The organism is Streptomyces sp. NRRL S-920 (genome assembly GCF_000717945.1).
Lineage (GTDB): Bacteria > Actinomycetota > Actinomycetes > Streptomycetales > Streptomycetaceae > Streptomyces > Streptomyces alboniger.
This window is the reverse complement of sequence record NZ_JODF01000042.1, coordinates 22,309-34,403: the sequence shown is the minus strand read 5'-3', so window position 1 is coordinate 34,403 and position 12,095 is coordinate 22,309. Positions and strand designations below refer to the sequence as shown.

Sequence of the window (12,095 nt, the reverse complement as noted above, 5' to 3'; positions counted from 1 at the left end):
CTGTGAGCCACTCTGCCAGTCCTGCGAGCCGCCCCGCCGGAGGAAACCCCCGCGTCGTCGTCATCGGCGCCGGGATCGTCGGCTGCTCGCTCGCCGACGAGCTGACCGCCCGTGGCTGGACCGATGTCACCGTGCTCGACCAGGGGCCGCTGCCCGCGCCCGGCGGCTCGACCTCGCACGCCCCGGGGCTGGTCTTCCAGACGGGGCCGTCCAAAACCCTCACCTCGTTCGCGAAGTACACCGTGGAGAAGTTCGGCTCCCTTGAGGTGGACGGGCTCCCGTGCTTCCACCCCGTCGGCGGTCTCGAACTGGCGACCACGCCCGAGCGCTGGGCCGATCTTCACCGCAGGGCGGGTTTCGCCGCCTCCTGGGGTGTGCGCGCCGAGCTGGTCGGGCCCGGACGCTGCAAGGAGCTGTGGCCGCTCGTCGACGAGAGCCGGCTGTACGGCGGTCTGCACACGCCCGATGACGGCCTGGCCCGCGCCGTGCTCGCCTGCCGGGCGCAGAGGGAACGGGCACGCGCGCGTGGAGCACGTTTTCTGGGCCGGCACACGGTGACGGGTATCGAGCGGGACGGCGCCCATGTCACGGCCGTCGTCACCGACCGCGGCACCTTTCCCGCCGACCACGTCGTCTCGGCGGCCGGTTTTTGGGGCCCGGTGATCGGGCGGATGGCCGGTGTGGACGTGCCCCTGCTGCCGCTCGCCCACCAGTACGCGCGGACCGGGCCGCTGCCCGAACTGGCGGGCGTCAACGACCCGCGCACCGAGGCGTCGCGTCCCATCCTCCGCCACCAGGACCGCGATCTGTACTTCCGGGAGCACACCAACCGCATCGGCATCGGCTCGTACGCCCACCGGCCGCTGCCCGTCGACCCGTTCGCGGTCCCCGCCTACGACGACGCCGAGGTGATGCCGTCCTCGTACCCCTTCACCGAGGAGGACTTCGCGCCCAGCTGGGAGGACTGCCGACAACTGCTCCCCGCCCTTGAGCGCGCCGGGATCGAGGAGGGGTTCAACGGCGTCTTCTCCTTCACGCCCGACGGGATGCCGCTGCTCGGCGAGTCCCGGGCGCTGCGCGGGTTCTGGCTGGCCGAGGCGGTGTGGGTGACGCACTCCGCGGGCGTCGCCGCGGCCGTCGCCGAGTGGATGGTGGACGGGCGGCCCTCACTCGACCTGCACGAGTGCGAGCTGACGCGGTTCGAGGACGTCCAGCGTTCGCCGGCGTACGTCGCCGAGCGCGGCGCCCGGCAGTTCGTCGAGGTCTACGACGTCCTCCACCCGCTCCAGCCCCTGGACGAGCCGCGCCCCTTAAGGGTCAGCCCCTTCCACACCCGGCAGGAGGCGCTGGGCGCCGTCTTCCTGGAGGGCGGCGGCTGGGAGCGCCCTCACTGGTACGAGTCGAACGCATCCCTGACCTTCAATGCGGACGCATCCCTGACCTTCAATGCGGACGCGTCCCTGGCCGTGGACCTCCAGCCACCCCCGCGCGACGCCTGGGCAGCACGCCACTGGTCCCCGATCGCGGCGGCCGAGGCGCGCGCCACCCGCGAGAGGGTCGCCCTCTACGACATGACGCCGCTACGCCGCCTGGAGGTCACGGGCCCCGGCTCACTCGCCTTCCTCCAGCGCATGACCAGCAACAACCTCGCCAAGAAGCCCGGTGCGGTCACCTACACCCTGCTCCTCGACGAGGCGGGCGGCATCCGCTCCGACCTGACCGTTGCCCGCCTCGCGCCCGACCGCTTCCAGGTGGGCGCCAACTCCCCCGCCGACCTCGACTGGCTGCTGCGGCACGCCCCCGACGACCTCCACCTCAGGGACATCACCTCGGGGACCTGCTGCATCGGCGTCTGGGGCCCGCTGGCTCGCGCACTCGTGCAGCCGCTCACCCACGACGACTTCTCGCACGAGGCGTTCGGCTATTTCAAGGCCAAGGAGACGTACATCGGGTACGTCCCGGTCACCGCGATGCGCCTGTCCTACGTCGGTGAACTGGGCTGGGAGCTGTACACCACCGCCGACCTGGGGCTCCGTCTGTGGGACACGCTGTGGGAGGCGGGGCGCGCGCACGGCGTGATCGCGGCCGGACGTTCCGCGTTCAACAGCCTGCGCCTGGAGAAGGGCTACCGCGCCTGGGGCCACGACATGACCACCGAACACAACCCCTACGAGGCGGGCGTCGGCTTCGCGGTCCGGATGAACAAGGGGGATTTCGTGGGCCGTGCGGCGCTGGAGGCCCTGGGGCCGCCTACACGCAAGCTCACCGCCCTCCTCCTCGACGACCCGGCCGCCGTCGTCCTCGGCAAGGAGCCCGTGTATGCCGACGGCGCCCCTGCCGGGTACGTCACCAGTGCCTCGTACGGCTACACGCTGGGCCGGTGCGTCGCGTACGCCTGGCTGCCGCCTCTGGAGGCGGGCACGGGCGTCCACGTGGAGTACTTCGGCGAGAAGGTTCCCGCGACGGTCGCCGAAGAGCCCTTGTTCGACCCGGAGATGACCCGGATCCGCCGCTAGCCGCAGGAGGCACAGGTGTCCCCCACCTACGACGTGATCGTGATCGGCCTCGGCGGGATGGGCAGCGCCGCCGCCCACCACCTGTCCGCGCGCGGCGCCCGCGTCCTCGGTCTGGAGAAGTTCGGTCCGGTGCACCACCACGGCTCCAGCCACGGCGGTTCCCGCATCACCCGGCAGTCCTACTTCGAGGATCCCGCGTACGTCCCGCTGCTCCTGCGCGCCTACGAACTGTACGACCGCCTCGAACGGGACACCGGCCGCGAGATCGCCACCCTGTGCGGCGGCGTGATGCTCGGGCGCCCCGACAGCCGCCCGGTGTCCGGCTCACTGCTCTCCGCCGAGCGGTGGGGGCTGCCGCACGAGATGCTCGACGCGAAGGAGATCCGCCGCCGCTTCCCGACCCTCACCCCGCGCGAGGACGAAGTGGCGCTGTACGAGGCGCGGGCAGGTCTCGTCCGCCCCGAGAACACCGTGGCCGCTCACCTCCAGCTCGCCACGCGCGACGGCGCCGACCTGCACTTCGAGGAGCCGATGACGCGCTGGGAGCCCTGCCGGGACGGTGTGCGCGTCCACACCGCCGAGGACACCTACACGGCGGGCCAGTTGGTGCTCTGTCCCGGGGCCTGGGCGCCGCGGCTGCTCACCGATCTGGGGGTGGCGTTCAGCATCGAACGGCAGGTCATGTACTGGTTCCAGCCGACCGGAGGTGTGCGGCCCTTCCTGCCGGAGAACCACCCGATCTACATCTGGGAGGACGCACAGGGCGTACAGGTGTACGGCTTCCCATCCATCGACGGGCCCGAGCTGGGCGCCAAGGTGGCCTTCTTCCGCAAGGGCACGCCCTGCACCCCGGAGACCATCGAACGCACGGTCCACGAAGACGAGGTCGCCGCGATGGCCGACCAGGTGGGCCGGTTGATCCCGTCCCTCCCCGGCCGCTTCCTCAAGGCCGCGACCTGCATGTACTCCAACACGCCCGACGAGCACTTCGTCATCGCGCGCCATCCGGCGCACCCCGGGGCGGTCACCGTCGCGGCCGGATTCTCCGGCCACGGCTTCAAGTTCGTACCCGTGGTCGGCGAGATCGTCGCCGACCTGGCACTGGACGGCACCACCGGACACCCCATCGACCTCTTCGACCCCAGCCGTCTCACCGCCGCGCCCGCCTGAGGAGCGCCCGCCCGAGGAGTACGACCGTGACGACGACCCCCTTGCCCCCGAGTCTCATCGCGACCCTCCCCGGCCGCTACTACACCGACCCGGAACTCTTCCGGCGGGAACAGGAGCGCGTCTTCGAGGCCCTCTGGTTCTGCGCGGTCCGCAGCGCCGACCTCGACAAGCCGGGCGCCTTCCGCACGGTCCAGGTCGGCCGGGAGAGCGTCCTTCTCACCCGCTCGCGCACCGGGGAGCCGCGCGCCTTCCTCAACGTCTGCCGACACCGCGGCGCCCGCCTGTGCACCGAGGAGTCCGGGCAGGTCCGCCGCACCCTCCAATGCCCGTACCACGCCTGGACATACGACCTCGACGGCAAGCTGATCGCCGCGCCCGACCTGATGAGGATGCCGGACGTCGACCGCTCCGCCTACGGCCTGGTCAAGGTGGCCCTGCGGGAGTGGCTCGGCTACACCTGGGTGTGCCTGGCGGACGAACCGCCCTCCTTCGAGGAGACCGTCATCGGCGCCGCGGCCGAACGTCTGGGTGACACGGCGTCCATCGAGCGCTACGGCACCGAGCGGCTGGCACTCGGCAGACGCGTCACGTACGACGTACGCGCCAACTGGAAGCTGATCGTCGAGAACTTCATGGAGTGCTACCACTGCGCGACCATCCATCCCGAACTGACCGACGTCCTCCCGGAGTTCGCGGGCGGTTTCGCCGCGCAGTACTACGTCGGGCACGGCGCGGCGTTCGGCGAGGAGGTCGGCGGCTTCACCGTCGACGGCAGCGCGGGCTTCGGCCGCCTCCCCGAGGTCGATGACCACCAGGACCGCCGCTATTACGCGGTCACCGTGAAACCGACCGTGTTCCTCAACCTCGTCCCCGACCACGTGATCCTGCACCGCTTGTTTCCGCTGGCCGAGGACCGCACGGTCGTCGAGTGCGACTGGCTGTACGCACCCGACGTCGTCGCGTCCGGCGCCGACCTGTCGAAGTCCGTGGAACTCTTCCACCGGGTCAACGCCCAGGACTTCGCGGCCTGCGAGCGCACCCAGCCCGCGATGGCGTCACGCGCCTACCGCGAGGGCGGGGTGCTGGTGCCGACCGAGCACCACATCGGGATCTTCCACGAGTGGCTGACGAGACAACTCGCTGCGTAGCACCGCCCCCTACGCCGTGGCGGCCGGGCGCTTGTACATCCGCGTCGCCGTGATCTCCCCGTGCACCGTCTCGCCGTCGGGGTCGTCGGGGTCGCGCTGCGGCAGGCCGGGGCGCAGATGCTCCTCGACGCTGATGTACTTCAGGCCCGCTCGCAGGTCCGCGTCATTGCGCAAGCGGATGACCAGCGGGAACTCCGCGAGCGCCGTGGTGTCGAACAGGCCGGTGGTGTAGAGCAGCTGCACACCGAGCGCGTCGGAGACGGCCCGCTGGAGCTCCAGGAGGTACGTGGCGTTGGCGCGGCCGATGGGGTTGTCGAGGAAGAGCGTGCCCGCGTGGCGGTGCTTGTCGCGGCCCCGGTCGTTGCTGCGCAGGGCGGCCATCGTGCAGTACAGGGCGATGGCCGCGGTGAGCAGCTGGCCACCGGAGAAGACGTCGCCCATCTGTCCGACGGGCACCCGCTCGGCGCGCAGCACGGCGTCCGGCTTCAGGATCTCGACGGCGACACCGCGCGGCTCCAGGGCGGCCTGGACACCGCGCAGCAGCAGGGACATGCCGTCGCGCCGCATGTCCGAGTTCTTCTTCACGGCCGCGCGCGTGGCGTCGTCGATGACCTCGCCGAGGCGCTCGACGAGGGTGGCCTGGTCGGGCTCCTCGAAGCGGACCCGCAGGAACTCCTGGCCCGACCACTCCCCGAGCCCCTCGGGCAGGCGGGACAGCCGCTGGGCGGACCTGAGCGTCGCGAGGGCGGACTCGACCAGGCCGCGCAGGCGGTCGACGATGCTGTCGCGGTTGCGCTCCAGCTGCTCCAGCTCGTCGGTCAGCACCCGCAGCCGGGGCGCGAAGGCGTCGGCCCACTTCTTGGCGTGCTCGGGCAGCGCGGAGGCGGGCAGCTCGCGGATCTGCTGGCGGGCGGGGGTGCGGACCTGCTCGTACCGCGTGGAGTTCGCGTGGCGTACGAGGATGTCGCTCGCCTCGCGGACGGCGGACTCCGCCGTCGACAGGTCGGCGGCGCAGCCCCGCAGCGAACGCCGGGTCTCGGCGGCTGCCTGGCGGGCCTCTTCGAGGGTTCCGGGATAGGCCTCGGGCTCCTCCTCGGGCTCCTCGTGGTGTTCGCGCAGGAGGTCCCGCAGCAGGGCGGCCGTCTCGTCGAAGCCGCCCGCGGCGTCCTCCGTGGCGCGGTGGGCCTGGAGCAGCGCGGCGTGGGCCTCCTTGGCGCGGCCCAGCGCCTCGGTGTGCGCGGCCAGTTCGCCGGTGGCGGTGCGCAGCAGCGCCTGGGCCTGCTCGGCGTCGGCGGGCACCAGCTCGTCGGGCAGTTCGGTGTGTGCCTCGCCGTCCTCGGGGGCGTGCCGCTCGGCCTCGCCGCGCAGTCGGCCCAGCTGCTCGCTCGCGGCGGCGGCGCGGGCCTCGATGAGCTGGACCTGCGCCTCCGCGCGCGCGGCGGCGGCCTGGCGGGAGGGGCCGTCGGAACCGTCGGTGCCTTCGAGGAGCAGGGCCGCGCGGGTGCGGACCTTGTTGCTGAGCCGGTCGAGTTCGGCGAGGGCGGCGCTCTCGTCGCTCTCCGCGCGGGCCTGCTCGGCCCGCAGGTCGGCGCCGACTCCCACCTTCTCGTAGAGCTGCGATGCCGCGCGGTAGGCCTCGCGGAGGGCGGGCAGCGACGTCTTGGGAGGCGGTGTGTCCTGCGGTACGTCCTCAGGGGCGCCGGCGATCTCGGCGCGCTCGGCGCGCAGCGCGCGGGCGGTGCGGCGGGCGTCGTCGGCGGCGCGCTGGGCGGCGCGGCGGTCCTCGTCGGCGGCGCGGGCGCGGTCCAGGCAGGTCTGGGCGCGTGCCTCGTACTCGACGGCGTCGTCGGCCAGTTCGCGCAGCTTGGCCTGCCAGCCGGCCCGCTCACGGAGCCGGAAGGCGAGGCCCGCGAGGGCGTCGGCGGCACGGCGGGCGCGCTGGGCGGCCTCTTGGCGCTCGTCCCGCACGCGTGCCGCCTCCGCGGCGGCCTCGTCGGCCTCGGCGCGCGCGGTGCGGGCCTCGGCAAGCTCCGCTTCGGCTTCCTCGGCGAAAGCGCGGGCTTCCCGCGCGGCGGTGGCGAGTTCGGCGAGGCGCCCGCTCGGGCAGCCGGTCCGCCAGGAGGCGAGACGCGCGGCCAGCTCGCGGTCCTTGGCGAGCCGGACGGCGAGCGCGCGGATCTCCTCGTCCCGCTGGGCGGCCCGCGCGCGCAGCGCCTGCCGCTCCTCGTCGGCGGCGTGCTCGTCGTGCATGGCCGGGTTCGGCGGTACGAGAAACACGCCGCTGTCCGTGGCCTGCTCGCCCGGCGTGGGGGCGAGGAGGGCGGCGGCGGTGCCCACGGCGACGGCCGAGCGGGGCAGCAGGGCGGCGTCCGCGAGGGCTTCGCGGGCGCGGGCGTGGGTGTCCGGGTCGGTGATGACCACGCCGTCGACCAGCTCGGGCCTGGCGGCGAGCACGCGCGCGTGGTCGGCGGGGTCGACGGCCTGGGCGAGGTAGCGCCAGCCGGGGAGGGCGGGGATGCCGTGCTCGCCGAGGAACTCGACGGTGGCGAGGACGTCCGGGCCGGGCGGCAGCAGTCCCCCGTCACCCAGTGCCCCGAGGATGCGGGAGTCGTCGGCGGCCGCGGTGCGCAGGTCGAAGAGCTGCCGCTCGGCGGAGGCGACGCCCTCGTCGAGAAGTGCCCGCAGATCGTCGGCCGAGCGGTCCAACGCCTCTACGGAGAGGGTGTTCTCCGTGCGGGTCTCGGCTCCCTGGCGGGGCTGCGGCACGCCGCTGCCGCCGTTCTTGGCGGGCAGGCTGAGGAGTTCGGCGAGCCGCTCGTCCCCGGCGATGGACTCAGCGGCGCGGCGCTCCGCGTCGTGGGCGGCCTCGGCGGCGGTCGCGGCGTCCGAGGCGCGGGCGGCGGTCAGCTCGGCGCGGGCCTCGGCGGCGGCCGTCTCCTTGGCGTGGTCCGCGGCCCGGCGGGCGGCCTCGCGCGCGGTGTCCCACGCGGCGACGGTGGTCTTCTCGGCGTCGCTCGCGGCGAGGGCGGCCCGGGCGGGGTCGGCGTCGGGGGCGGTGTCGTCGAGCCAGCCCGCGCGGACGGCCTCCGCGGTCTCCTGCTCGACCTCGGTGAGGCGCTGCTTCAGGTGCCCCGCCTCGCTGCGGGCCCGCTGGGCCTCGGTGGCGGCGGCGGTGGCGTCGCGGTGCGCGGTCTCGCCGGTCTCCTGGAGGGCGGCGGAGCGCTCCTCCTCTTCGTTGGCGAGGTTCTCGGCGCCTTCGGCGGCCGTGTGCAGGGCGCGGACCAGGTCGGACGCGGCCTGCGCGCGGGCGGCGAGCGCGGGCGCGGCGTCGCGCTCGGCCTCGCGGATCGCGGCGGCCACGCGCGTGGAGCGGTCGGCTGCCGCGCGGTGGCGCAGCACGGCCTCGGCGGCCTGCCAGGCGGCGTGCAGCGTACGGGCGTCGGCAAGCTCGCGGCGCTGGGCCGCGGCGGCCTTCTCGGCGACGGTGAGCGCCAAGGAGGCGTGGCGGTAGGCCAGTTCGGCGGAGATCAGGGCACTCTTGCCGCGGGCCTGCTCGGCCTGGGTGACGGTGTGGGCCGCGGCGGTGACCTGCTCGGCCAGCGTGGCGGCGCGGCCCCGCTCCTCGACGGCGCGCGCGGAGAGGCGGCGGGCCAGGGTGCGGGTCCTGCGCTCGGCGGCCGCGTGGACGTCACGCGCGCGTGAGCGGGTCTCGGCGGCGTCGACGATGCGTCCGAGCAGGTCGACGGAGCCCGCGGTGAAGTCCCGCTCGGCCATCAGCTCGGACCGTCGGCCCAGCTTGTTGCCGAAGCCGTGGACGAGGTCGGCGAGGCCGTCCGTGTCGCGCGTGTCGGTGACGGCGCGCAGCAGCAGGTCGGTGAAGTCGGAGTCCTTCTTGACGGCGAAGAGACCGGCGGCCTCGCCCTCGTCGGCGTTCATCTCCCGCTGGTAGCGGAAGAGTTCGGGGTCGAGGCCGAGGTCGCCGAGGTGTTCGTTCCAGCGGTCGTGGATCTCTTCCCAGTGCACTTCGAGGTGGGGGTACGCCTTGCCGGCCTCGGTCAGCGCGTCGCGGAAGCCCTTCATGGTGCGCCGTCGGCCCTGCGCGCCCGAGGCGCCCTCCGCCGAGGGGCGTACGGCGGTGGACTCGGCGACCGGCAGCGAGTCCAGGCTCAGGCCGGGTCCGGGCCGGAAGGAGTACCAGGCCTCGGCGAACTTCCGCGGGTCGTTCGAGACCTGCCGCCCCCGCCACTCGCTGACCTTGCCGACGACCACGCACTCGCCGGTGCGGGTGTGCTGCCACTCCAGGGCGACGTGCCCGCAGTCGTCGGCGAGCAGGAACTTGCGCAGCACGCCGGAGCTGGCGCCGCCGAGGGTGTTCCGGTGGCCCGGCAGCATCACCGAGAAGATCAGCTTGAGCAGGACGGACTTGCCGCCGCCGTTCTCCAGGAAGAGCACGCCCGCGGGGGCGGGGCGGCGCGGCGGTCCTGTCGGCTCGTCCTCGAAGAACTCCGCCTGGGTGGGCGCGGGGTCGGGCACCTCGGCGCCCACGCCGCGCAGGTCGAGCACGGTGTCGGCGTAGCGCGCACCGGCCGGACCGATGGAGTAGAGGCGGATCCGGGACAGCTCGTACATGGCGGCGGACTCTCGTCGTAAGTCGTGGGGACGGCGGGGAGGTGGGGGCGGGGTCTGCGGAGTCAGGAGTGGAAGGGCAGCCCCGCGTCGGCGGCCAGCTCCAGGTCGTCGGTGTCTTCGGGGGGCAGCAGTGTCGCCGAGCCGTCGGTGACCGGGACGACGCCGAGTTCGAGAAGCTCGGCCATGGCCGCGCTGCCCGCCATGTCGCGGACCTGGAGTTGGTAGCGCGCGGTGGTGCGGTAGGTGCCTCCGGAGTCGTCGCCCGTGCGCTGGAGGAACCCGGAGTCGGTGAGGAAGGCGACGGCCTTGCCGACGATGCCGGTGGTCGAACCGGCGAGGCGGCGGGCGTCCTTGGTGGCTCCGGTCGAGCTGCGCCGCGCCCAGATCCGCCAGGCGGCCTCCAGGCCGGGGGCGTCGGTGGCCGGGTCGGTGTTCTCGCCCTGTTCCTCGGCGCGCTCCTCCAGGCGGTGGCAGGCCTGGCGTACGAAGGCGTCGACGCCGTTGACCGTGACGCGGCCGATGTATCCGTCGTCGGCGAGGTCCTCGGGGCGCGGGAAGGCCATGGCGGCGACGGCGAGGTGGGCGAGGCCGTGCAGGAAGCGGTCGGTGGAGTCGGTCGCGGCGCGGCGGGCGTAGTCGCCCATGCGGACGGCGAAGACGGAGTCCTCGGCGGCGGTCACGGCCATGCCCGCGCGCGGGGACACCTCCAGGACGACGAGTCCGAGTCCGGTGGCGACGGCGTCGGCGAGCCGCGCGAAGGGCGGGTCCTCGCGGTAGCGGCGGAGCAGGTCGCCGTACTCCTGGTCGCGGGCGGGCTGGAGCTTGGGCTGGAGGCCGAAGGAGACGAGCCGAGCGGCGTCGGCGGCGTCCGCCGGGGTGACGGGTGCGGGGGCGGAGGGCACCGTGACAGGGTCCGGCTCGCCCCACGCGGCGTGCTCTGCGGGGTGGTCGGTCACGGCGTGTGCTCCTTGCGGCGGTGAATCGGTCGTACGGCTCCGGGGGCGCCCGGTGCCGTGGCGTGCGGTCTCGTCGTGATGTGCGGGCGCGTCGTGGTCTGCCAGCGCGCTGGGATGTGCCGCGCCGTGGTGGGCTGTCCCGTGGGCATCAGGCGGCCTCCTTGCGGTCGGCGGCCATGCCGGCGGCGTCCAGGAGGGCGGTGCCGACGATGAGGTCGGCGCCGCCGAACTCCTCGTCGTCCAGCTCGGTGCCGTCGTCCACGGCGAAGAGGAGCTTCTCCTCGCCCTGGCGGTAGGCGGTGCCGACCGGCGGGCTGGCCGCGTGGACGGCCAGCAGGATGACCAGGTACGGCAGTTCGCGGTCGCGGAGGCGGGCTTCCGCGAGCAGTCCCGAGAGGCGGCGCGGCGCGTCGGCGGGCAGGTCGAGCAGCTCCATCGCGCTCGCGAGCTGTTCCTCGCTGAAGCGGCTGTCGTCCGGGGTGGCGATCAGGTCCGGCTCGGGCATCTCCGCGCCGAGGTGCTCCCGCTCCATGGGAGGGGTGAGCAGTATGTCGACGAGGTCGCCGACCCGTACGGACACGGGGGTGCGCAGGCCGGTTCCCCGCGCGAAGAAGGCGTCCGTCACGCGGATCGCCTGCTCGGCGGGGAGCGGCAGGAGCGGCGCGACGAGCTGGCCGTAGAGGTCGAGTCCCGCGCGCGCGGTGGGCGTCGCGAAGGCCTGCCGGTCCTGTTCGGCGCGGAACAGCGGGCCCGCTTCGAGGAGGCGGGACTGGAGCTGGGTGTGGCGGCGGATGCAGTCCTTGACGATGTCGACCAGCTCGGCGGCGCGGCGCTTCTGCTCGGGGTCCTCGGACTCGTCGCGGGCCTTGCGGATGTTGGTCAGGATGGCGTTCTCGTGGCGGTAGCGGTCGGCGACGTGGTCGAGCGCCTCCGCGATCATGTCGGGGACGGCCTGGAGCCAGTCCACCGCGCGGACGTTGCGCCGGGTCGCGTCGAGGGCCTTGCGCAGCGTTTCCGAGTACTGCACGGTGCGGTAGCGGGCCTGCTCGGCGGCGAGCTGGGCATCGGCGAGCCTGCCGCGGCTGATCAGCACCTCCAGCTTCACCTCGGCGGCGATCTGGGCGCTGGTGACGTCGGTGTCGAGGGCGCCCACCAGGACGTTCACAGCCTCGTCGGTGGTGCGCAGATAGACGCTGCCGCCGTACCCGGAGACCTCTTCGAGGAGCTTGAAGTCGTAGTCCCTGCGGACGTACGTCCCGTCGGGCGCGAAGGTGCCGTACACCGCGCGGAAGCCTCGGTCGACGCTGCCGACGTTGATCAGGTTCTCCAGGACCCAGCGGGCGACGCGCTCGTGCTCGGCGGCGGGCCGGCCGGGGGCCTGCGCGGCCACGCGCGGGAGCAGCCTGGCGACGATCTGCTCGTGGTCGGCGCCGGTATCGAAGTCCATGTTGAGCGTGACGAGGTCGATGGCGGACAGGGCCACCTCGGCCATCGCGTACACCGAGTACTCGCCCGCGAGGTTGGCCTTGCGCACGTCGAGGTCGTGCAGCGGGGCCGTGCAGGCCAGGGCGCGCAGGCGGCGCGCCAGGCCCTCGTCGGCGGCCGGGCCCAGAGCGGGCCTCGGCCCCGCGCTGAGCTGGGGCGGAGCGGTGTCCGTGGTGGCAGGCGAAGTCACG

The 12,095-nt window shown here is 73.7% G+C and carries 7 protein-coding genes; 3 read left to right on the top strand and 4 right to left on the bottom strand.

The annotated features are described in order from the left end of the window. The first annotated feature begins 2 nt into the window (after positions 1-2). Genes IG54_RS0126135 through IG54_RS0126125 form a run of 3 tightly spaced genes read left to right on the top strand, consistent with a single transcriptional unit; the run spans position 3 to position 4,834 of the window. Entirely contained in the window at positions 3-2,516 is a 2,514-nt protein-coding gene (locus IG54_RS0126135) for a GcvT family protein (protein ID WP_030789292.1), read from the top strand. Between the two features lie 15 nt (positions 2,517-2,531). After that, positions 2,532-3,686 carry an N-methyl-L-tryptophan oxidase gene (gene solA, locus IG54_RS0126130; RefSeq protein WP_030789289.1) on the top strand — a complete coding sequence of 385 codons (1,155 nt, stop codon included), beginning with the start codon at positions 2,532-2,534 and terminating at the stop codon, positions 3,684-3,686. 26 nt (positions 3,687-3,712) lie between these two features. Continuing rightward, the gene (locus tag IG54_RS0126125) at positions 3,713-4,834 is read left to right on the top strand and encodes an aromatic ring-hydroxylating oxygenase subunit alpha (protein WP_030789286.1); all 1,122 of its coding nucleotides are present in this window, start codon (positions 3,713-3,715) and stop codon (positions 4,832-4,834) included. Between the two features lie 9 nt (positions 4,835-4,843). On the opposite strand, the gene IG54_RS0126120 is transcribed toward IG54_RS0126125, so the two are convergent. The 4 genes from IG54_RS0126120 to IG54_RS0126110 form a co-directional block, all read right to left on the bottom strand. After that, positions 4,844-9,463, bottom strand: coding sequence for a hypothetical protein (locus tag IG54_RS0126120; RefSeq protein WP_030789283.1), 4,620 nt, complete (start codon positions 9,461-9,463; stop codon positions 4,844-4,846). Between the two features lie 62 nt (positions 9,464-9,525). Then, the gene (locus IG54_RS0126115) at positions 9,526-10,419 is read right to left on the bottom strand and encodes a hypothetical protein (RefSeq protein ID WP_030789280.1); all 894 of its coding nucleotides are present in this window, start codon (positions 10,417-10,419) and stop codon (positions 9,526-9,528) included. After that, positions 10,416-10,568 (bottom strand): hypothetical protein, encoded by a 153-nt coding sequence (locus IG54_RS42180; protein ID WP_158708931.1) that lies wholly within the window; start codon positions 10,566-10,568, stop codon positions 10,416-10,418. Before IG54_RS42180 ends, IG54_RS0126115 begins: the two co-directional genes overlap by 4 nt. Next, positions 10,568-12,094 (bottom strand): hypothetical protein, encoded by a 1,527-nt coding sequence (locus tag IG54_RS0126110; protein WP_030789276.1) that lies wholly within the window; start codon positions 12,092-12,094, stop codon positions 10,568-10,570. The genes IG54_RS42180 and IG54_RS0126110 overlap by 1 nt, the downstream gene beginning before the upstream one ends. Position 12,095 lies beyond the last annotated feature (1 nt).